16 protein-coding genes and 3 rRNA genes are annotated in these 22,613 nt (G+C 48.9%); 8 read left to right on the plus strand and 11 right to left on the minus strand.

Annotated features, from left to right (window positions below):
• Positions 1–532: 532 nt before the first annotated feature.
• From AT705_RS12335 to rrf, 3 genes are all read left to right on the plus strand, one after another.
• Positions 533–2,065, plus strand: a 16S ribosomal RNA gene (locus tag AT705_RS12335).
• A 269-nt stretch (positions 2,066–2,334) separates the two neighbouring features.
• A 23S ribosomal RNA gene (locus AT705_RS12340) occupies positions 2,335–5,214 on the plus strand.
• Between the two features lie 90 nt (positions 5,215–5,304).
• Positions 5,305–5,419 (plus strand): 5S ribosomal RNA (gene rrf, locus AT705_RS12345).
• The 16S, 23S and 5S rRNA genes sit together here, the layout of an rRNA operon.
• Positions 5,420–6,404: 985 nt before the next feature.
• Here rrf and AT705_RS12350 read toward each other — a convergent pair.
• From AT705_RS12350 to AT705_RS25280, 5 genes are all read right to left on the minus strand, one after another.
• Positions 6,405–6,782: a hypothetical protein gene (locus AT705_RS12350; protein WP_058796818.1), complete on the minus strand. Its 378-nt coding sequence runs from the start codon at positions 6,780–6,782 to the stop codon at positions 6,405–6,407.
• A gap of 9 nt (positions 6,783–6,791) precedes the next feature.
• Entirely contained in the window at positions 6,792–7,361 is a 570-nt protein-coding gene (locus AT705_RS12355) for a hypothetical protein (protein WP_058796819.1), read from the minus strand.
• A gap of 90 nt (positions 7,362–7,451) precedes the next feature.
• Positions 7,452–8,828 (minus strand): class II fumarate hydratase, encoded by a 1,377-nt coding sequence (locus tag AT705_RS12360; protein ID WP_058796820.1) that lies wholly within the window; start codon positions 8,826–8,828, stop codon positions 7,452–7,454.
• 8 nt (positions 8,829–8,836) lie between these two features.
• On the minus strand, positions 8,837–9,208 hold the full coding sequence (locus tag AT705_RS12365; RefSeq protein ID WP_082225454.1) for a hypothetical protein: 372 nt from the start codon (positions 9,206–9,208) through the stop codon (positions 8,837–8,839).
• A 92-nt stretch (positions 9,209–9,300) separates the two neighbouring features.
• The gene (locus tag AT705_RS25280) at positions 9,301–9,477 is read right to left on the minus strand and encodes a hypothetical protein (RefSeq protein ID WP_155946278.1); all 177 of its coding nucleotides are present in this window, start codon (positions 9,475–9,477) and stop codon (positions 9,301–9,303) included.
• A 170-nt stretch (positions 9,478–9,647) separates the two neighbouring features.
• Here AT705_RS25280 and AT705_RS12370 point away from each other — a divergent pair, with 170 nt between their 5' ends.
• Positions 9,648–10,241, plus strand: a complete 594-nt coding sequence (locus tag AT705_RS12370) for a DUF938 domain-containing protein (RefSeq protein ID WP_058796821.1) — start codon at positions 9,648–9,650, stop codon at positions 10,239–10,241.
• Here the strand turns inward: AT705_RS12370 and AT705_RS12375 are convergent.
• Genes AT705_RS12375 through AT705_RS12390 form a run of 4 tightly spaced genes read right to left on the minus strand, consistent with a single transcriptional unit; the run spans position 10,218 to position 15,841 of the window.
• Positions 10,218–11,345 carry a GNAT family N-acetyltransferase gene (locus AT705_RS12375; protein ID WP_058796822.1) on the minus strand — a complete coding sequence of 376 codons (1,128 nt, stop codon included), beginning with the start codon at positions 11,343–11,345 and terminating at the stop codon, positions 10,218–10,220. The two genes, AT705_RS12370 and AT705_RS12375, sit on opposite strands and share 24 nt — an antisense overlap.
• A 3-nt stretch (positions 11,346–11,348) precedes the next feature.
• Positions 11,349–12,644, minus strand: coding sequence for an alpha/beta hydrolase (locus tag AT705_RS12380; RefSeq protein ID WP_167551988.1), 1,296 nt, complete (start codon positions 12,642–12,644; stop codon positions 11,349–11,351).
• Complete coding sequence (locus AT705_RS12385) at positions 12,641–15,361, minus strand: ATP-binding protein (protein ID WP_058796824.1); 2,721 nt, start codon at positions 15,359–15,361, stop codon at positions 12,641–12,643. The genes AT705_RS12380 and AT705_RS12385 overlap by 4 nt, the downstream gene beginning before the upstream one ends.
• Positions 15,362–15,379: 18 nt before the next feature.
• Positions 15,380–15,841 carry an Lrp/AsnC family transcriptional regulator gene (locus tag AT705_RS12390; protein WP_058796825.1) on the minus strand — a complete coding sequence of 154 codons (462 nt, stop codon included), beginning with the start codon at positions 15,839–15,841 and terminating at the stop codon, positions 15,380–15,382.
• A 133-nt stretch (positions 15,842–15,974) separates the two neighbouring features.
• Here AT705_RS12390 and AT705_RS12395 point away from each other — a divergent pair, with 133 nt between their 5' ends.
• The gene (locus tag AT705_RS12395; RefSeq protein WP_058796826.1) at positions 15,975–17,159 is read left to right on the plus strand and encodes a PrnB family protein; all 1,185 of its coding nucleotides are present in this window, start codon (positions 15,975–15,977) and stop codon (positions 17,157–17,159) included.
• Positions 17,156–18,271: an aminotransferase class V-fold PLP-dependent enzyme gene (locus AT705_RS12400; RefSeq protein ID WP_058796827.1), complete on the plus strand. Its 1,116-nt coding sequence runs from the start codon at positions 17,156–17,158 to the stop codon at positions 18,269–18,271. The genes AT705_RS12395 and AT705_RS12400 overlap by 4 nt, the downstream gene beginning before the upstream one ends.
• Here the strand turns inward: AT705_RS12400 and AT705_RS12405 are convergent.
• Positions 18,263–19,024, minus strand: coding sequence for an MBL fold metallo-hydrolase (locus tag AT705_RS12405; RefSeq protein ID WP_058796828.1), 762 nt, complete (start codon positions 19,022–19,024; stop codon positions 18,263–18,265). The two genes, AT705_RS12400 and AT705_RS12405, sit on opposite strands and share 9 nt — an antisense overlap.
• Before the next feature lie 763 nt (positions 19,025–19,787).
• Here AT705_RS12405 and AT705_RS12415 point away from each other — a divergent pair.
• Together AT705_RS12415 and AT705_RS12420 are read left to right on the plus strand one after the other, a co-directional pair.
• Complete coding sequence (locus AT705_RS12415) at positions 19,788–20,279, plus strand: hypothetical protein (protein ID WP_058796830.1); 492 nt, start codon at positions 19,788–19,790, stop codon at positions 20,277–20,279.
• A 141-nt stretch (positions 20,280–20,420) separates the two neighbouring features.
• The gene (locus AT705_RS12420) at positions 20,421–20,744 is read left to right on the plus strand and encodes a hypothetical protein (protein WP_058796831.1); all 324 of its coding nucleotides are present in this window, start codon (positions 20,421–20,423) and stop codon (positions 20,742–20,744) included.
• Between the two features lie 124 nt (positions 20,745–20,868).
• Here the strand turns inward: AT705_RS12420 and AT705_RS12425 are convergent, their stop codons facing one another.
• A complete protein-coding gene (locus tag AT705_RS12425) occupies positions 20,869–22,341 on the minus strand; it encodes an FAD-binding protein (protein WP_058796832.1) in 1,473 nt (490 codons plus the stop codon).
• Positions 22,342–22,613: the final 272 nt, after the last annotated feature.

A 22,613-nucleotide genomic window follows, 5' to 3' on the forward strand; every position in this document is an offset into this window, starting at 1 on the left:
GTTGGCTGTGAGCAATATGGCCGGTGTAATGACGTAATTATGTGATCTTATCCACAGTTGGGTGTGTATATCTTGTTTTTAATTTATGTATATTCTGAGGGTGAAAGCGGAGGGCGTTTTATTAATTAAAAAAGGGAAAAAAGGGGTTGCAATGGTTTTCGATTTCCCTATAATGCGCATCCACCGACACGGAGCACAACGCTGAAAAGCAACAAGTTAAGTGAAGGGAAAGCCAAACGGAAAGCTTAATTAAGAAAAATTAAATTTTCTAGTTGACTTTAAAAGTGAAGCGGTTAATATGGCGCTCCACTTCGCAGCGAGGCTGCGGTAACTAACGAAGTTTAGTTACATCGTTCTTTAAAAATATGAAGCAATCATCTGTGTGGGCACTCGTACAGATTGAGTTCTAACAGCGAATTTCAGTTTACTGAATGACGCACAAAAATTTAGAGTCTCAATTTCTTATGAGTGACTAACATAGTCAATTTATACAGAATTCATTGAGCACGAATCTTCGGATTCAAAAAACTTTTAATTGAAGAGTTTGATCATGGCTCAGATTGAACGCTGGCGGCAGGCCTAACACATGCAAGTCGAGCGGTAACATTTCTAGCTTGCTAGAAGATGACGAGCGGCGGACGGGTGAGTAATGCTTGGGAACATGCCTTGAGGTGGGGGACAACCATTGGAAACGATGGCTAATACCGCATAATGTCTACGGACCAAAGGGGGCTTCGGCTCTCGCCTTTAGATTGGCCCAAGTGGGATTAGCTAGTTGGTAAGGTAACGGCTTACCAAGGCGACGATCCCTAGCTGGTTTGAGAGGATGATCAGCCACACTGGAACTGAGACACGGTCCAGACTCCTACGGGAGGCAGCAGTGGGGAATATTGCACAATGGGCGCAAGCCTGATGCAGCCATGCCGCGTGTGTGAAGAAGGCCTTCGGGTTGTAAAGCACTTTCAGTCAGGAGGAAAGGTTAGTAGTTAATACCTGCTAGCTGTGACGTTACTGACAGAAGAAGCACCGGCTAACTCCGTGCCAGCAGCCGCGGTAATACGGAGGGTGCGAGCGTTAATCGGAATTACTGGGCGTAAAGCGTACGCAGGCGGTTTGTTAAGCGAGATGTGAAAGCCCCGGGCTTAACCTGGGAACTGCATTTCGAACTGGCAAACTAGAGTGTGATAGAGGGTGGTAGAATTTCAGGTGTAGCGGTGAAATGCGTAGAGATCTGAAGGAATACCGATGGCGAAGGCAGCCACCTGGGTCAACACTGACGCTCATGTACGAAAGCGTGGGGAGCAAACAGGATTAGATACCCTGGTAGTCCACGCCGTAAACGATGTCTACTAGGAGCTGGGGTCTTCGGACAACTTTTCCAAAGCTAACGCATTAAGTAGACCGCCTGGGGAGTACGGCCGCAAGGTTAAAACTCAAATGAATTGACGGGGGCCCGCACAAGCGGTGGAGCATGTGGTTTAATTCGATGCAACGCGAAGAACCTTACCTACACTTGACATACAGAGAACTTACCAGAGATGGTTTGGTGCCTTCGGGAACTCTGATACAGGTGCTGCATGGCTGTCGTCAGCTCGTGTTGTGAGATGTTGGGTTAAGTCCCGCAACGAGCGCAACCCTTATCCTTAGTTGCCAGCGATTCGGTCGGGAACTCTAAGGAGACTGCCGGTGATAAACCGGAGGAAGGTGGGGACGACGTCAAGTCATCATGGCCCTTACGTGTAGGGCTACACACGTGCTACAATGGCATATACAGAGTGCTGCGAACTAGCGATAGTAAGCGAATCACTTAAAGTATGTCGTAGTCCGGATTGGAGTCTGCAACTCGACTCCATGAAGTCGGAATCGCTAGTAATCGCGGATCAGAATGCCGCGGTGAATACGTTCCCGGGCCTTGTACACACCGCCCGTCACACCATGGGAGTGGGTTGCTCCAGAAGTGGATAGCTTAACCTTCGGGAGGGCGTTCACCACGGAGTGATTCATGACTGGGGTGAAGTCGTAACAAGGTAGCCCTAGGGGAACCTGGGGCTGGATCACCTCCTTATCGACTTAGAACTAATTTGTTCGAAGTGTCCACACAGATGATTGTTGCTTAGTAAGGTAACTTACTGAGTGATATTGCTCTTTAAAAATTTGGAAAGCTGATATTAAATTCTCGGAATGACAATGAAAATTGTTGTTCTATAGAGTTTTCGAAAGAAAAATGCCGATAAATTCGAAAGAATTTATTAGCGTCTACTTTAGTATTACTTAACTTCTGGCGAAGTTAAAACTGTCTTTAGCAGTACAATTCAAAACTATTTTGGGTTGTATGGTTAAGTGACTAAGCGTACACGGTGGATGCCTTGGCAGTTGGAGGCGATGAAGGACGTACTAACTTGCGATAAGCCTAGTTGAGCCAGTAAGAGGCACTTGAGACTAGGATTTCCGAATGGGGAAACCCGGCCCTTTGGGTCATCATGCAGTGAATACATAGCTGTATGAAGCGAACGCGGAGAACTGAAACATCTAAGTACCCGTAGGAAAAGAAATCAACCGAGATTCCGAAAGTAGCGGCGAGCGAAATCGGATTAGCCCTTAAGCTTTAATGTAGTTAGTGGAACATTCTGGAAAGTATGACGATACAGGGTGACAGTCCCGTACACGACAACTTATTTAAAGTGAAATCGAGTAGGTCGGAGCACGTGAAACTTTGACTGAATATGGGGGGACCATCCTCCAAGGCTAAATACTCCCAACTGACCGATAGTGAACCAGTACCGTGAGGGAAAGGCGAAAAGAACCCCTGTGAGGGGAGTGAAATAGAACCTGAAACCGTGTACGTACAAGCAGTAGGAGCCCTTCGAGGGTGACTGCGTACCTTTTGTATAATGGGTCAGCGACTTATATTCTGTAGCAAGGTTAACCATTTAGGGGAGCCGTAGCGAAAGCGAGTCTTAACTGGGCGCTTAAGTTGCAGGGTATAGACCCGAAACCCGGTGATCTAGCCATGGGCAGGTTGAAGGTCAGGTAACACTGACTGGAGGACCGAACCCACTAACGTTGAAAAGTTAGGGGATGACCTGTGGCTAGGAGTGAAAGGCTAATCAAACCGGGAGATAGCTGGTTCTCCCCGAAATCTATTTAGGTAGAGCCTCGGACGAATACTTACGGGGGTAGAGCACTGTTAAGGCTAGGGGGTCATCCCGACTTACCAACCCTTTGCAAACTCCGAATACCGTAAAGTACTATCCGGGAGACACACGGTGGGTGCTAACGTCCATCGTGGAGAGGGAAACAACCCAGACCGTCAGCTAAGGTCCCAAAGTGTATGTTAAGTGGGAAACGATGTGGGAAGGCTAAAACAGCTAGGAGGTTGGCTTAGAAGCAGCCATCCTTTAAAGAAAGCGTAATAGCTCACTAGTCGAGTCGGCCTGCGCGGAAGATGTAACGGGGCTAAACATACCACCGAAGCTACGGCTGCGAACTTAGTTCGCGGGGTAGGGGAGCGTTCTGTAAGCGGCTGAAGGTGAACTGTAAGGTTTGCTGGACGTATCAGAAGTGCGAATGCTGACATGAGTAACGATAATGCGGGTGAAAAACCCGCACGCCGGAAGACCAAGGGTTCCTATCCCATGTTAATCAGGGTAGGGTGAGTCGACCCCTAAGGCGAGGCTGAAGAGCGTAGTCGATGGGAAACGGGTTAATATTCCCGTACTTGGTATAAATGCGATGGGGGGACGGAGCAGGCTAGGCAAGCATGGCGTTGGTTGTCCATGTGAAAGGCTGTAGGCTGGTGACTTAGGAAAATCCGGGTCGCTAAGGCTGAGAGTCGAGACGAGCTACTACGGTAGTGAAGTTGTTGATGCCCTACTTCCAGGAAAAGCCTCTAAGCTTCAGTTTATATCGAATCGTACCCTAAACCGACACAGGTGGTCAGGTAGAGAATACTAAGGCGCTTGAGAGAACTCGGGTGAAGGAACTAGGCAAAATTGTACCGTAACTTCGGGAGAAGGTACGCTCTTACTTGTGAAGACTTCGCGTCGTAAGCAGGCGAGAGCCGCAGTGACCAGGTGGCTGGGACTGTTTATTAAAAACACAGCACTGTGCAAAATCGTAAGATGACGTATACGGTGTGACACCTGCCCGGTGCCGGAAGGTTAATTGATGGGGTTAGCTTAGGCGAAGCTCTTGATCGAAGCCCCGGTAAACGGCGGCCGTAACTATAACGGTCCTAAGGTAGCGAAATTCCTTGTCGGGTAAGTTCCGACCTGCACGAATGGTGTAACCATGGCCACGCTGTCTCCACCCGAGACTCAGTGAAATTGAAATCGCAGTGAAGATGCTGTGTACCCGCGGCTAGACGGAAAGACCCCGTGAACCTTTACTACAGCTTGGCACTGAACATTGACCCTACATGTGTAGGATAGGTGGGAGGCTTTGAAGCGCAGTCGCTAGATTGCGTGGAGCCGTCCTTGAAATACCACCCTTGTAGTGTTGATGTTCTAACTTAGGTCCCTGATCGGGATTGAGGACAGTGCCTGGTGGGTAGTTTGACTGGGGCGGTCTCCTCCCAAAGAGTAACGGAGGAGCACGAAGGTTGGCTAAGTACGGTCGGACATCGTACGGTTAGTGTAATGGTAGAAGCCAGCTTAACTGCGAGACAGACACGTCGAGCAGGTACGAAAGTAGGTCATAGTGATCCGGTGGTTCTGAATGGAAGGGCCATCGCTCAACGGATAAAAGGTACTCCGGGGATAACAGGCTGATACCGCCCAAGAGTTCATATCGACGGCGGTGTTTGGCACCTCGATGTCGGCTCATCACATCCTGGGGCTGAAGTCGGTCCCAAGGGTATGGCTGTTCGCCATTTAAAGTGGTACGCGAGCTGGGTTTAGAACGTCGTGAGACAGTTCGGTCCCTATCTGCCGTGGGCGTTTGAGAATTGAGAGGGGCTGCTCCTAGTACGAGAGGACCGGAGTGGACGAACCGCTGGTGTTCGGGTTGTCATGCCAATGGCATTGCCCGGTAGCTACGTTCGGAATCGATAACCGCTGAAAGCATCTAAGCGGGAAGCGAGCCTCGAGATGAGTTCTCACTTTAACTATAAGTTAACTGAAGGGCCGTTGAAGACTACAACGTTGATAGGCGAGATGTGGAAGTGGTGTGAGCCATTGAGCTAACTCGTACTAATTACCCGTGAGGCTTAACCATACAACGCCAAAGTGGTTTTGTTTGTTAGAAGTTAAGAAATAAAGTAGACGATAAGAATTTAATACGCTTTTCCAGATTTTACAGAATTTGCTTGGTAACCATAGCATTTTGGAACCACCTGACTCCATGCCGAACTCAGTAGTGAAACGAAATAGCGCCGATGATAGTGTGGGGTTTCCCATGTGAAAGTAGGACATTGCCAAGCTCCTAATAAAAGAAAGCCCGATTCGAAAGAGTCGGGTTTTTTTGCGTTTGAAATTTTAAAAAGTGTCGATGAAGCTGTAGATAGAATAGCGTTGTCTATTCATCCATGAAGTTGGTATCTAGCAACCTTTGGACACACTTCCTTGTGGAGGGCTCCCGGCGCGTAACGCGTGTTATCGGCGTCCATACCTCGCGTTCATTGCGCTGCGAAGCGGTGCTTCGGTCACAATTCACCCATGTGAAAGTAGGACATCGCCAGGACCTAATAAAAGGTCGATGAAAGACATTCATCCATGAATCTCATCGACATTCGTACCTCCTTGTACATCAAAGCCCGATTCGAAAGAGTCGGGCTTTTTTGCGTTTTGAATTTAAAAAAGTTGCATAACTACCCGGTCACAAAGCCCACACCTCCGTCATCCTGCACTTAATGCGGGAACTACTTACAGGTCACACGGCGAGTATAAATGGCACATCGATCTGACGGTCACTGTCAAGTGCCGAATTAAATCACCTTTGTCCATGTCCATTCATGTAACCAAATATCCAGATATCTCTTCTGGTGCACGGCATCGAAGTTTCTCAATAGTTAAGTTACACCGATATAGCGGCTCATATTGGCAGCTCGGTAGTTATTTTAGCTGGCGGATCCATGCTTTGTGTTCATTAAGGTGCTTGCATTGCTCTGTACGCAATGACCCGTTATGATGAATGCTGGTTGTTGAGTTTATGAGTTGATTGTGTCCTTATACTTACTTGTCTTGTTTGTTATTTTTGCCCTATTTGGCTGTGCTTCTACTTACCTGGTGAAGTTTATTTATTGTTATTGGGTAAAGAAGCAGATTGAGATCCGGTATGTATGGCGAGCATGCCTGTGCGCATTACTCATCATACCTATCTCTTTACTGAGTCAGTGGTTGGTATAGTTACAAAGTAAGAAAGGTTACTGCCAGACAGACGTTTAGCTCGCTGGCAGCAAAGCAGGGTTATTTCAGTGTAATGGCCTGACATTGACTGTTAATACAGAGTGCCTGAATTGGAAGTACTTGCTTACACACTTCGCTGGGTGGCGTTTGTTGGTTAATGGCGCGCTCTTTTTGGGTAATTGCAACGGCCATTTGTTCTACTTGAGATTCATCGACGTTGCGAACCGAATAGACGACGTACTGGCTTGGCCCACCGCAGGTTTGTCGCTCTCCTACTCCAATGACTTTGCACTGAAAGCTCGCATCACAGCCTTTGTCTGCAACGAATTCTGCCAGCGCAAAGTCATCACCATTGCTTGCTGACTGCGTGGTCTGTGTGGCGCTACAGCCACCGAGCAAGCCTGTCAGTAAAAACAGCGTCAAACACTGATACTTCATCGAAAATCCCTAGTAGGTTGCCTGATTTGAATGCTCGAGTTTAACACATTTATTGTTAACGCACTGAGTGGCCGGTGCACTTAGGTGCTCGCAAATACTGATCATCCGGTTTTTGGCATTGTAGGTGGCTTCGGCATGGGTCAGCTTATCCGCAAGTTCCTTCACTTTGTCGGGATCGGCTGTTTTTGTAGAAAAAATCACATAATCAGATGGGCCACCGCATGCACGGCTGCCGACAGGCAAGACTTTGCACTGAGTCGTGGTATCACATTCTTTGTCTTTGGTAATGAATTTCAAATAGGCGCGTTGATTCTTCAGGCCTGCTTCGCTGATCGCGTCTTTATCTATGTGCGCGACAGGCTCTTTATCCATGACTTTGTCTGCTGGTGAAGGTTTACTGTGTCCAACATCATGGCGTACCGCTGCTTTTTTTTGCAGCTTGGCGGGTTCAACCGCACGCTGTTCCGTAGAGCCTTGTTGCGTGGTGGCGGTTTCCTCGTTGTTTTGTGGTTCACTGTGTGAGGCGTTGCAGCCTGCAATGAATAACAAACTGCAAAGAGAGAGTTTAAACGCGTTCATATTCGATCCTGTTAATTTTTTATCCAGTGTGCCGCGCTTTTTCTTCAGATACAAGAGGTCACGCGCCAGAATAACAGGCGCGTGATTTGCTTACAGGCCGCCGAGCGTGAGTTTTTGCGGGTCTAATAATTCGCGCAGTTGGGTTTCGCTTAGGTCGGTGTGCTCTGCGGCGACTTCGATGATGGGTCGACCTTGCTGATAGGCCTGTTTGGCAATAAATGCTGCCTTCTCATACCCGATCACCGGATTCAATGCCGTGACCAGGATTGGGTTACGGGTTAGCGCCTGTTGCAGACTGGATTCGTTGACCCTGAAAGTAGCAATGGCTTTGTCTGCAAGCAAACGAGACATATTTGCCAGCAACTCGATACTTTGCAGGATGTTGTAGGCAATGACCGGCAGCATAACATTAAGTTCAAAGTTACCTGACTGACCCGCCACTGTGATCGTTGCATCATTACCAATGACCTGAGCACTGACCATCGCTGCGGCTTCCGGGATCACCGGGTTGACCTTACCTGGCATGATAGACGAACCGGGTTGCAATGCCTGTAACTCTATCTCGCTCAGTCCAGCCAGAGGGCCCGAATTCATCCAGCGCAGATCGTTTGCGATTTTCATATTCGCGACGGCCAGTGTTTTTAACTGACCCGACAACGCTACAATGGCGTCTTGCGAGCCAATGTTATAGAAGAAGTTTTTACTTGGGGTAAAGCGGATCCCAACATTACTGCTTAAATAGCTGTTAAACGTAGCTGCGAAACGCGCATCGGCGTTCACGCCAGTGCCAACTGCGGTGCCGCCCTGGCCAAGCTCATAGATCTTTTCCAGTGCCTGTACAATGCCCTCACAGGCAGAATCGATTTGATGCTGCCAGCCACTGAGTGTCTGTGCAAAGGTTACCGGCATGGCATCCATTAGATGCGTGCGGCCTGTTTTAACCAAATGACCGACTTCTTTACTTTTGCGTTCAATGGTCTGAGACAGGTGTTTAAGTGCTGGCAGTAGTTCGTATACTGCGAGTATGGCACTGCTGATATGAATCGCAGTGGGGATCACATCATTAGAGCTTTGCCCCATATTCACATGATCATTAGGATGGACCGTTTCGCCGCTTAGCTGAGTAGCCAAAGAAGCGATGACTTCATTGGCATTCATGTTGGAGCTGGTACCTGAACCGGTCTGGAATACGTCGACAGGAAACTGAGACAGGTGCTTCCCGTCAATGATCTGCTGACAAGCAGAGACGATGGCCTGAGCCTGGTGCGAAGGAAGGTGACCAAGTTCTTGGTTTGACTCTGCGGCTGCTTGTTTTATATACGCCAGGGCACGAATAAAGCTACCGGGCAGTGTCAGGCCACTGACAGGAAAATTATTGATGGCCCGCTGAGTTTGCGCCTGATAAAGCGCATCTTGTGGTACGTCTAACACGCCCATGCTATCTGAAACTTGACGAAATTCGCTCATAACAACTCCTAGCTGTACGGATTAAATTCATGGCTGATGATCCTGGCTTCCCGCTCCAGCAGATAAAACTTGTGTAATCCTCTGCGCCTGGCTTTGTAGTAGCGTTTTAAGGCGAGCAGGGGTTTATAAATTTGCTCCAGACATTGTTGTCTGATGCAGGTATGAACCAGTGGATCAGCAATGTGGTTAAGTAGTTCAAAGAATACTCGTCTGAGGTACAGCTCCTGTAACAACGCACAAGACTGTCGCTCATACCATTTTGCTAACTCGCAGCCAGTGCGTATGAACTCTGCAACTTGTTGTGGTGCATCAAGATGAGGGCGTGTGCAGTGCGCGTTGAGATGCGGCTTAAAATTAATAAGCGCAAGCGGTGTTAGCATAGTGGAATATCCTTTAGTGTAACGATAATAATTATCATTACACTAAAGAGCGAGGTAAGCAAGCCCAGATTGTTGTGAGGGCGATTAATTGCTTAGTTGTAACCAAGTAGAAATTGCTGAGAGGTCTTTTCTCGTTCTTGCTCCGGGCTGGTCAGGATGTTGGCAACTTCCTGGCAGTAGTCCTGGCTTTCCAGTAAATTGGGCTCCGCTTCCGTGTCGATCAGACCACGGCTTTGTAACGGAGTTTGAGAGAGATCTGAGGTTGTCATAATGTGCTCCAAGCGTTAAGTGGAAATTTCAGTATAGACAATGCATGCTTTATACCAAGGATAAAAGCGTATATTTTTTATATGTTTAAGGTTGTGCAATCTAAAATGACTTGCATTTTATTGGCTGGGTTGCCTCAATAGAGCGCAAATTTGGATCACAGAGGTGCAATATGGACAAACCTTTCTCACAAGCCTGCGAAAACAACAAACGACCGATACTGGAAAAAATACGACCCTACGTCACTGAGGTGGCGTCTGTGCTGGAAATAGGATCAGGTACTGGTCAGCATGCTGCTTTTTTTGCCAGGGCGCTGCCTCGTTTAGTTTGGCAGTGCAGCGATCTTGCGGTGAACCACGCCGGGATCCAAATGTGGTGTGAAGACAGTGGTGCGACGAACATGCCTGCGCCGTTGACCCTCGATTTGTCATCAACGCCCTGGCCGGTCACGCAGGTGCCTGCGATTTATACGGCGAATACCTTACATATCGTATCTGAAGCCCTAGTCGAAGCCTTCTTTGCGGGAGTTACACAACACCTGACGCCGGGTGGGTTACTGATGATATATGGACCTTTCAATTATCATGGTCAGTTTACTTCATCGAGCAATCAGGAGTTTGATGCGTTTTTACGGAGTCGTAACCCGCACAGTGGGATCCGCGATATTGAGTGGATCTGTTCGCTGGCCAGTCAAGCCAAACTGACGTTACAAGAAGACTATGCGATGCCAGCGAACAATCGTTTACTGATCTTTAAACGGCAGTAATTCTGCACACTGGCTCAGGTAATCGGCCATATGGACGCGTTCACGGGCCAGATAGTCGCCGATTGCTGAGGCAAAATCAGGATGACGAATATGATGATAAGAATAAGTGAAGACGGGCTCGAATCCGCGCGCTAGTTTATGTTCGCCTTGTGCACCTGCGTCAAAGCGAGTTAACCCGTGGCGAATGGCATACTCGATCCCTTGGTAATAGCACAACTCGAAGTGTAAATGCGCGTGGCTCTGTAAGGCGCCCCAGTATCGTCCGTACAACGTATGTTGATCATACAAATACAGGCTTGCTGCCACGATTTCTCCCTGTTGGCATGCACATACTATCGCTACCTGCTCGCTCATGGTGTCACAGATCTGCCGGAAGAACGCTTCGTTCAGATAACCCTGATGTCCAGAGCGTTTTAGATAGGTGGTGGCATAGCACAGATAGAATGCTTGTCGTATCTCATTGGTGATCTCGGCACCCTGGTACCAGCGAATGGTTAACGCCTGACTGGTGACGACTTTTCGCTCTTTTTTGATGGTTTTGCGTTTGCGAGAGGTCATGGTGTTAAGAAAGTCGTCGAAGTGCCTGTAGTCCTGGTTTTTCCAGTGAAACTGGACACCATGACGTTCCATCAACGACTGTTTTTGCCAGCCTGCCCGGTGTGCCGGAAAGTTGATATGCCACCCTGACCAGTGCTGATGTTGTGCTTCCTGGTGCAAAGCCGTTGTGACATAGTCATACAAAGCCTCAGAGAGCGGTTCACCGGACAGCATGCGACTACCCACCACAGGTGTGAAGGGAATGGCACAGATCCATTTAGGATAGTAAGCAAGCTGATGACGCTCGTATGCTTCAGCCCAGGCCCAGTCAAAAACATATTCACCATAAGAGTGGAGCTTGATATAACCAGGCAGGAGCGTCTCCAGTTTACTGTCACGGTATACCAGTAAATGGTAGGGCAGCCAGCCGGTGTCTTCGCCCACACAGCCGCTCAACTCCAGCGCTTCGAGCCACTGAACACTGCTAAATGGAGATTGGCCTGACAGTACCGCTCGTTCGGTCGTTGTGAGGGCGGACAGGCTGGTAATAAAGCGATGTTGATACATAGTTTACTGCATTGCCTTGCCTAAAAACGTGACCAGCTGAGTGGTCATAGGATCATAATCCGGATTAAAAGAGGCCCTGATCAACGGTGTGTGCGCAGCGAGGTTTGCCTGACTACGCTCCCCAAAATGCGGTGTATCTGTGGTTTTACAATGGGTAAAAACCGTGATGTCGTCCAGGTAAGCATCGCAGTTTCGAAACACACCGGCTTTACCATAGTAAGGATGGTCGGGCGGATTCAAAAAGCCAATGTGTGACATATCAATCACGCCGTTCAGTGTTGTGATTTCAGTGACATCGATAGATTCCGGTAGCGCTGTGAGCGTATCAGGTGCGTAGACTCGCAGTGCCAGCGGCGCTGTGCGTGCCTGTGCCCAGTGAGATAAGAGCTGATAAGTGACCTGACTATTAATCGTGGCATCGACATCGCTGGCAATCACCAGCGTTGGCAAGGAAGCCGGCAAACTGGCTTCGCGCATGTCCGCCATAGCTTGCTCCACCAGGGTGACCGCATGCAGTGGAAATGATTCATACTTTGCCAGGTCCAGATCGGCTGCTTTGTCCACCCAGTCAACCCAAGGGAGCCAGTCGAGCCATTTTGCCAGCCAGGCTTTCTCGCTGTGACTCTGTGTTGCGGGCGCGACCAGTATCAGGGCGGCTAAATTATCAGGCTGGCGTGCGGCAATTTCTGTGGTTGCCAGCGCGGCGCCGGTTGAATAACCCAACACAGCAAAGTCGCTGTAATCACTGGCTGTGCGCGAAATGGCGTAGCGGACATGCTGTTGCCAGTCACGATAGTCGGTTTCTTTGAGGTCGCTGGCTGCTGTACCGTGACCGGGTAAGAGCATGGTTCTTACGTCGTAACCCTGTGCATATAGATCTGCAGCCAGGCTATGAAAGGTAAAAGGCGAGTCGGTCAAGCCGTGGATCAGCAATACCGCTTTTTGGTTGTTTGGATGCGTTAACTCAAATGGGGCTACGTAATCTGCAACTTGGGTTGGCTTACTGGGTAGCAGCGCAGAGACTTTGGTCGCCAGCTCACAGGGAAGCCTTGCTTTAGGGTTACGGGCAAAAATCAACGCCTGCGTTGCGCGGATATACGCTGAGTATGACTGCGCCTCGGGAATGTCCAGGACCGCGTCACCGACGTCGTTAGCAAAGCGATAGCTGCCCTGCTGCGCATCAGACTGATAGCGAGCCAAATCGCTCACCAAACTCTGGCACGTTTGCGCCTGCACCGGCATGATCACCAGATGGTTCAGTGCGATCAGAAGAGAAACTAACAATCCTTTTTTCATCATGATTTTCGGTATTGTGTTAAGCATTGCACCAGCTTATCGCGCTCCAGCGGTTTTGCAAGGTGGCTGTTAAATCCGACTGCCAGCGCATAAGCTTTATCTTCGGGCATCACATCTGCTGTCAGAGCGATGACAGGCAGCTGCTGCTGAGTGTAGCGTTTACGCAACAGCGCGGTTGCCTGATAGCCGTCAAGAAGTGGCATCTGGCAGTCCATGAGTACCAGGTCAAAGGTTTGCTCGTGACACGCATCTACGGCTTGCTGGCCATCACTTACCAAGACAAATTCAACCTCGATCGACTGTAGCATGGCTTTGATGACAAGCTGATTAACCGGGTTATCTTCTGCCACCAGGACCTGCATGCCTTTGAGTAAGGTCGGATCAGGCGCAGTATTATGCGCCAACTGCGCATCGCCAAAGGGGCAACGCAGCGCAAAGGTAAAGGTGCTGCCTTGTCCTGGGGTGCTCTTTACCGTGAGTTGGCCAGCCATGAGTTCTACCAGCTCTTTGCTGATTGCCAGGCCCAGCCCGGTGCCGCCAAAGCGCCTTGACGTTGAGGTATCGGCCTGTGTAAAGGGGGCAAAAATAAGCTGTTGTTTGTAGTAATCAATACCAATGCCGGTATCAATGATAGAAAAAGTAAGCAGGTAATCACTATCACCATGAAGCACCTCACAGTGTAAGGTTACTTTACCATTGTCGGTGAACTTGACGGCATTACTGCACAGGTTTAAGAGGATCTGCTCCATCCGTAGTTCATCGCCTTTGAGCCAGCAGGCGCCGCTGATGTTGGTATTTAGCTGCCACTGCAACCCTTTGTCCGCAGCGCTGGTGGCAAACAGGCTATCTATGCGGCCGAGTAAATGCTGTAAGTTAAAGTCGTGTTGTTCAATGACCAGGTGGTTTGATTCGATTTTGGCAATATCAAGAATATCATTCACTAGGTTAAGCAAGGTTTTTGCTGCCATATCAATCCGGCTGGCATAAGACTGGAGCGTGTCAAAAGCGTTGGTCGTCTTCATCAAAGAGGCAAACCCCACCACGGCATTCAGTGGAGTACGCAGTTCGTGGCTCATATTCGCCAGAAAGCGGCTCTTGGCCTGGTTGGCACGCTCGGCATTGTCAACAGCCTGGCGCAGCGACTGAGTGCGTTGCTCAACCAGATGATTGAGCTCATAGTGCTGATAGTTATTGAGCAGCACGATAAAGATGATCAATGCCGTGATACTGAGCTGTAATAACAGCAGCAACACGGTTTGTCGATGGTTGAGGCTGGCAGCAAAATCAGCCCTGAGTTCAAGTTTGATCCGCCAGACTTGGCCACCGAACTGAATACGGGTTTCAAACAGGTTGTCTGTTGCCACTTCAGCGGCTGAGGTGGCATGATTGCTATAGAAAGGTTCTGCTGCATTGCCATCATACACCGCAATGTTATAGCTGCCGGCCTGTGACTGCTTCAGTGCTGAACCCAGCAGAGTATCGGTTTGCACCACCGCCGTGGCATAGCCAAGAATGTCCGCCTGAGGGTCGGTAGCGCTGCTCCGGTAAACCGGGGAGAACAACAAATAAGCCGGCACGGGCGTATTACTTTGAATTAACTCAATGATATCTGTGGCCTGTGGTTGCACTGTGATGATCGGGTTTGTCAGTGCCAGCTTACGATTTTCACGCGAATACACATTAAAGCCCAGTGCGCTGAAGTTTTCCATTTGTGGTGAAATATAGGTCACCACCACCAGAGGATCATCCGGGGCCAGGGGCAGCCCTTTGAGTTTAACCCGGCCATCGTATAGATCATCAAACTTTTCCTGAAGGACATTCCCCTGCGTTTGATCCAGCCTGACATTCCAGGAAATAGCCCGTAAAAAGGGATAGCGTACGCGTTGTTGCTCGGCGATTTGGTGAAACTCTTCGCCGTTTACCTCGCTCAGCGACTGCAGCTTAGCAGCTACGCCCTGCACGGCCAGCATGCTGAGATTGACCTGTTGTAACAGCAGGTTTTCTATCAGCCTGAGCTCTCTTTGCGCTTCTCGTTTGGCGGCCTGAATATTGCCTTGATTGTATAAGTAAGTGGTCAGCACCACAGATAAAAACAGCACAAAGCTGGTGGCAAACACATTGCGACTGCGGTGATAACTGTGTTGTTTAAACGCCCATGCATCCAGCATTAGCAGCAGTAGCGGAGTAAAAATTAGTATGCCCAGACTGTCGCCCAGCCACCAGGCCACCACGTTTTGCCAGTGGCGGTTAAACTGATACTCAGGGTTAAACAGGCTGAGTGAGAAGACGCCAATGTTGGCTGAGATCAAATTACAGAATATGCCGACCAAAAAGATGTAGTAGGCAATATGCTTGCGCGTTCGCATTCGTAGCGGATCGCCTAACCAAAGCCGCAGCATAGAGCCGCCTGCCAGCCCCTGCAGGCAGGCGCCCAGTGCAATAATTGAGACTTGCAGCTGTTGCGATAAGGTCACCTCGGAAAATACATAGCCGTGGGTTGTGGTCCAGTTAAACAGCGCCGAGGCGGCAAACAAGCCGGGTAGAAAACGCCAGCCCCAGATCTGCACTCCTACCAGCCCGATGCCGGCGGGCAGCCAGATGGGTAGCACCTGATCCTGAAACGCAAAAGCGGTGAGTATTTTTCCCAGCGCAAAGTAGCTCACGGTCATGAGCAAGTAAGCAGCCCATTGGTGGTACGCTGTGCGAAATTGGAACTGCATGTTGATCCTGTCCTTTCGTTAAACTGGCAGGGGGCGTTTGGTAAACGTTTGTTTCAATACTATGGTCGACTCAATCCCTGCAATACAGCCGATGGCGCCAAGGCGGTGTTTGACAAAGTGCTCATAGCTGGGCAAATCTTCGGCAATGATCTCGAGTAAATAATCATGTGCACCGGATACCACAGAGCAGCTGAGTACCTGCTGCAGTTGCTCCACGTCAGACTCAAACTGGGTGGCCGCTTGTGCAGAGTTCTCGCTCAGGCGAATAAAGGCATAGACCAGTACAGTATAGCCTAGTGACTGCGGTGCCAAAGTGGCGTGATAACCTAAAATAACACCATTTTGTTGTAACTTTTTGACACGTCTTAAGCAAGGGGTTTCTGATAAGCTGGCTTGTTCAGCAAGTTGTGCATTGCTGAGCCGGGCGTTGTGCTGCAATGCGCTGAGGAGGATTCGGTCTTTATTGTCAAGGTGTGCCATAGTAGTGGATTCTGCTAACTGATGATGATTTATTTATAATTATTACTAATCCAGTCTAGCGTTTACATGAATTTTAGCAAATTTTAGCGCAAGAGTTTTGATAGCCTGAGAGCTCAAAGTTAAGGAGTTCGTCATGACTACGCTGACACAGGCATTTGATCACTGGATCCGCAGTGATTTTGTTACGCTCAACGACACGCTGGAGGCTGCATACTGGCAGCAGCAGGATAAGGCGAATGTTGTGGGCGTAGAAGACCAGGTAAAACAACAACTATTAAACGAAGGTCAGAAATACATCCAGGCCTTGCTGGCAGAGGGCAATACCGATGAAGGCTTCGACAATGCGTTCGATCTGCTTGGCAATGTCGGCCTGTACATGGCGGCATGTCGTCGTCATGAATTGACCGAGCCGAGCCGGGAGCACTATTCACCACTCAAAGAAGCCTCTGCACTGGCCATGCATATTGGCGCGTCGATTGGTGTGACGCCTCGTTTTGCAACGGCACACCTGACCACACATAATCGCGCGGTTGATGGGGTATATAAACGCTTTACCAGTCATCCGGCTGAGCAGTTATTCATTGACTACAATACCCGTGCTATTTTGGCCTATAAACGTGCCGCGGAGTGTTTGTTAAAGATCCAGCCTCTGGGGATTTCGCACCCAATGACGCCGGTGCTGCTGAACCAGGTCAAAGAAGGCCTGTTAGACGTGATCCGCTCCAATCAATGTTTGTTTGACCAGCTGGATACCGATGCCTTCTTTTACGTTGTGCGACCTTATTACAAGCCTTATCGGGTGGGTAAGGAGGTATATCGGGGGGCCAATGCCGGGGACTTCGCCGGGATCAATGTGATCGATATGCTGCTGGGCTTGTGCCAGGCCAATGATGTAAATTACGCTCAGATGCTGGTGGATAAGTTCCTGTATATGATGCCCGAAGATCAGGCCACGTTGCGCGAGTGTATGCGCCTGCCTAATCTGATGGATGCATTTGTGGCAGCAGCGCCGCAGCATCATACCAGCGGCTGGTATCAGGAAGCGGTGAGTGCATTTGTACAAGTGTGTAAGCTGCATGGCGACACCGCTATTCAGCATCACAATCAACTGGTAGAAAAATACATTGCACAACCTTCAGGCGATATGAACACTCAGCACCTGGACAAAGTGACAGCCAGTGGGCCGCCTTTACCTGTGCTGCTGAACCAGCTGGCATTATTGCGAGACAAACGGGCGGCGGCAAAACGTGAAGATGTCTTTACCCGCTTTGATGATTTAAATACGCTGCGTCGCAGCATAGTAAAGGACACACAATGAAACAGGCCGATTTCTCGTTACCGCAGGGCCATTATTTACTCAGTCACTCGGTAGGCCGGCCGCTCATGACGGCCAAACTGGATTTTTTGACGCGCTATTTTGACCCTTGGGCAGGTGACAATCATGAGCCCTGGTATCAGTGGATCGACGGTATACAGCAATTTACCGCCGCCCTGGCCAGGTTGTTCAATAGCCAGGCAGAGTATTTTTGTCCGCAAAGTAACCTCTCCAGTGGCTTGACTAAATGGGTAATGAGTTTGCCGGAAACAGGCAAGCAAACCGTGCGGGTGCTGATGAGTGAAAGTGACTTTCCCAGTATGGGGTTTGTGTTGCAGCAAGCAGTGCCAGATGTCGAGATCCGCTTTATTCCTGCGGCACTGGATATGTCAGACTTAAGTGTCTGGCAGCAGCACCTGGATGACAATATCGACTGGGTATTTGTCAGTCAGGTGTACTCAAATACGGGGCAACAGGCACCGGTTGAAGCCATCACCCAGCTGGCAAAAGCACAGGGCTGTCGGGTGATCGTCGATGTGGCACAGGCGGCAGGGGTGATCCCCATCGATCTGTCAGACAGTGCTGCGGATTGTGTGCTGGGTTCCTGTGTCAAATGGCTGTGTGGCGGTCCAGGTGCCGGGTTTATCTGGGTTAATCCCGATATTATTGAGGTATGTCAGCCTAAAGATGTCGGCTGGTTCTCTCATCAAAACCCTGTGGAATTTGATATTCATCACTTTACGCCTCACCACACTGCACTGAGGTTCTGGGGAGGCACGCCGTCCGTCGCTGCTTATATTTTTGCCGCCCACAGCATCCAGTATTTTGCTGAGTTCGGTGTTGAGCAAGTGCGGGCACACAACCTCGCGCTGCTGAAGCGCTTGCAGGCCGATCTGGCACCCTGGTACATCGCCCCGACGGATGCAAAGCGCTGCTCTGGAACGGCGATCCTCAATGTGGGGGATAAGCAGGAACAGGTGCTGGCGACGTTACGGGAAGCCGGTATCGCGGTCGATGCACGTAAGCTGGGGATCCGCGTATCTCCGCATATTTATACCACTGTAGAAGACATCGACGTCTTTATCCGGGTATTCAAAAGTGCCGTATCAGGGTGAAGTGTGACTCAGCCCCAGCGCCTTTCTGGTCTTGGTTTTGACTGAGCGCCAGTGGGTCACAGGTTGTCTGGGTGCGCGCTGTAACAGCTGCTCAAAGTCTATGTCGGCAAAGGCAATTTCACTGTGGTGTGCCAGCATCACAGTGTCTGGCTCAAGCTGTTGCAGTTTCAGCAGAGTTGCGCGATACAGTCGGGGGTAAAACACCGGATAGGGGGGGATCAATTTGTCGCGCACCTGCACCATCACATCGGCAATATACACGGTACTGTGCTGCGCATGATACAGGCTGATATCCCGGTCGGTATGGCCCGGGGTATGCAGCACCTGCCAGTCGTCAAACCCGGGTAATGTGACGCCGTCGGGCAGATAGACATCAGGCTTAAGGGTGCGGGCATACCAGAGGTTTTTTCGTGCCTTGCGTTTACGTCCGGCAACCCACAGGGCCAGTGCGATGTCCGACAAATGCATCAGTACGCCATCTATCCCCTGATACCACTGACCCGGGCAATTTGCCGTGGCTATCTGCGCGCCGCTGACTTTTCTCAAGGCATGAGCCCCGCCGGCATGGTCCGGGTGCATATGCGTGACCACAATCAATTTGAGCTGATGTAAAGGGCGGTGCAATTCATCGGTAATAAACCGACAGATCAACGGCACATCTGCCCGGCTGCAGCCATCCAGCAAGAGCAGCCTGTCCGGATACTCTACCAGGTAGATATTCTGAATATAGCCTTCGAGGGTATGGATCTTCATGAGTGTATTTTATTCGCAAGACGTCATGCCATATAGGTAACACATCTGACCAGATAGGCAAGGTGAAATAGTTGTCAAAGAGAAGTAGAGTGCAGAATTTTGTGTAAAGGAGTTATCAAAATATCTAGGCTAAAATTGGCGTAAGAAAGGGTCTAATTGTGGTGCACCACTATAGTTTACATATTGAGTGAAGTTAACCATGACTAAAATGTTCGGCATAGCATTCACGATAACTTCTTTGCCAATCATGTCTTGTGAATTGGATGTCGTGAGTATTCTGAATAAGCCCGTAAGTTTGAAAATAAAAGCGTGAAAGTCCATGGTTACTATCGGCAGGGCGCTTTGTATCAAAGTATGAGCGATGCCAATAATTTTACTGCAAAATTTATAAACGTAACATTGCCAGGTGAGCCATTCTCGCAGTTTTATAAAGAGTGTGACGAGAGGGAAGCTCTCCCAAGTATCCTGATTCAATTTTTTGGAAAATCACCGGGTTTTGGTCTGAGACTGGGGCAGATTGTTTATCTTTAGTTTCAGGCAATTGATGTTTTTGGAAACGACAGCCTTTCAAAGTCGGTACTCTGTGAGGAGCGGTTCAAGCTAGTGACTAAGACTCTTATCCAAAATTGTTGCCAACCGGCTGGGATTACATCAGCATACACTTATTATGATCTGTTGGCTCGCACAATTCGGTTGAACCTGCCGACCATTGGTATGTAAATTTACAGGTGGGTATTTTTGAAAAGTGATTAGGGAAGGGTACTTGAAACTATTAATTTTATTATTGGTTTTATTACTATCTGGTTGTGGTCCAGGTTTAAAAGATGGAATGACTCACATTAAAAATGGATACTACTTCGCTTTTATGGGAGCAGATCAGAATATTATTTATTATGAAGGCAATGAAAGAGAAGAAGGTGTGATTATTGATTCCATGGTCACTCAGTTTTTGATGGTTGATGAAGTGTTGTATTTATCAAGAAGGTCGTTAATCTATGATTTTGCTAATGGTTTAAGGTCATTGAGTGGTAAAGGTAATTGTCAATATTACGCTATCGATACAGATACACACAAAATTTCCGGCCCTTTTTCTAAAGAGCAAGTTATAGAAATGAAAGACTGGTTACCTTTGATTAGAGTTGTGGCATCCGGAAATGTTATGGTGCAAAGTCGTTATTGTAAGCTCAATTTCTTAGCAAAGCCTGTTGAAGCGACACCGCACTCCAAACTCAAGGTGACACCCATTCAAAATTAGCCCTCGATGAGTACAAGAGCGCCTAAATTCTTTGGAGACTTCTTCGGGGAAGCCGTATTTTTATAGAGCTATAAGTATGTCGAATATAGTAAAAGTCATATTCTAAAACCCAAATTTATAACGGGATGATTAGGGGGGGAAATGAAAGTTTTGTTATTGTCTTTGTGGCTTTTTGTTGGGTTGTCTGCCTCTTCAAAGTCTGAAGAAGCAGAGGGAGTTGCTCATATACTGTCACTTGAATGCGCGATTGCGGTGCAGGTCGCTTTAAACGAGCTGGAAAAAATTAACTTTGAGAAGCTTACAGTACCTACGTCAAAATTATATAAAGATGTGGAATGCAAGCAAATGAGAAATGAGTACGCTATTTACCTTTCCCCCAGGGTAAAAGGCATACGTGGTGGGGGAGCTCAATTTATCGTCGATGTTAAAATGAGAAAAGTTAAAGATACGATATTTGGTAAGTAGTGATCAGGTTAGAGATGCAAAGGCCTCAACTCAAAATTAGCGCTCTGTGAGAGAGGCAGGTTCAATTGGAACCTGCCCCTTGATAGAGGGGGGTCAGACAACGCCCAGCTATTTCTAACATAACCTACCGTTTAAAAATCCCTCTCATCGGGCCTAACAGGTTATTCGGGTCGAACCAGTTTTTCAGTATTTTCAGTAAAAACCACTTTCTGTGGTAATGCTTTTTCCAGTCTCTTGAGCTCATTGGGATAGCACCCACCGGGTACTGGAAGCCGCCTAGCGCCCGTGCGCCTTCATAAATGCTTCTGTTAGCCTGGGTGAGTTGTTCAACTCGCTCGGGTGTAGGTGGGATGGCGGTGCGCATCAAGGAGAAATAAACAAACTTGTCTTCTTCAGGCACGCTGAAAAACAAGCTGCCAAACGCATTTCTTTGCTGCATCGACATCAATACCGGGCCTGCGACATCATTGGGTGGTGTATTGGCCAGGGTATCCTCGATAAATGCCTGCGCTTTTGATGCGGGTATCAGCAGCGGACACCAGGGGTGGGGCAATGTCCAAAGCCCGGCGGCTTTTAGCTGCTCCACCACAGGTGCCAGACGGTTTAGGAACGTAAAATAAGGCAGATCCTGAATGACTTCTTCTCCATACACAAAGTTCAGGCCGTCGAGTAGCTCGGCATCCACGGGAGGATTGTCCGGCTCAAAGTACTTGGCCAGCTGCATAACATAGCGCCAGCCACCGGCTGGATCGGGCTCTGCACCGCCCTGAACGCCATCAAAAATCCCTTCGTCCAGCAGGCGTTGATTGTCATTTAAGTAATGCGCTAAGTCATCATAAACCAGTTGGTAGGCTCTGACCTGGCTGGGGGCTGACTCCAGCTCAAAGCCAGCCTCTACGATAATACCGAGCTGACCCAGTCCGCCTTTCATTGAATGGAATAACATGCTGTTTTGGTATGGCGAGCAAGTGAGTAAACGCCCGTCACCGGTAATGACTTTGAGGTGGCAGATATTATCGGCCATACAGCCATGTTTGAAAGACTGCGCACCCAGGCCGCCTACTGCCAGGGTTCCGCCAACACTCAAATCAACAAAGTCCGTGACAATCGGTAACCCCAAATTGTGCGGTACGGTTTTGCTGAGTACATCAATCCAGCGTGCGCCAGCTTGAGCGGTAATTTGTTGATTGTTAACGTCGTAGACAGTAGATAATGTCACCATGTCAATGACAACACCGCCCTGGGTTTGCGTTTCCCCATTGGTAGAATAGCCTTGCCCTTTTACTGCCACTGTTAAATCGTGCTGGTTGGCAAATAGGACCATCTCGATGATGTCCTGATAGGTGGCTGGTTTTAAAATCGCGCGGGACACATAGCGATGAATGTGGCCAAAATCGTCGGCGGCTTCGCTAAGGCTGGTTTCATCTGTGATCAGTTCGCCTTCGAACACCGGAAAGTTATCGGCAAACACCTCTGATGGGAGCGTGAGTAAATCTGTTTCATTTGCCCAGCTTTGACTTTGCAAGTTAAACCCAACAACCAGGCTACCTACCCCTACTTTCTTAATAAAGTCTCTGCGAGATGACTCTTTAATCATACATTCTCCTTATCTTGCTGACGCAAAACGGTAAGCTCAAAATCCGATTTGGTACTGAGAAACTCGCGCTTAATACAGGCCCCATTCAGTGGTTGTTACCCAGGTATTCAAGTGGCAGCTGCTTATTTGTATTTACTCCTGACACAGAACCTCAGCGCTTGGTAAATATGTGTATTGGGTATGTTCAGTACCATTAATAGTCTGAATTCAGGCAAGTCCTGCATCAGCGGCACTTACCTTACAGTGTGCGACGAACAGGGTTTATTTAACGC

The sequence above is a fragment of the Pseudoalteromonas rubra genome (assembly GCF_001482385.1).
GTDB lineage: Bacteria > Pseudomonadota > Gammaproteobacteria > Enterobacterales > Alteromonadaceae > Pseudoalteromonas > Pseudoalteromonas ardens.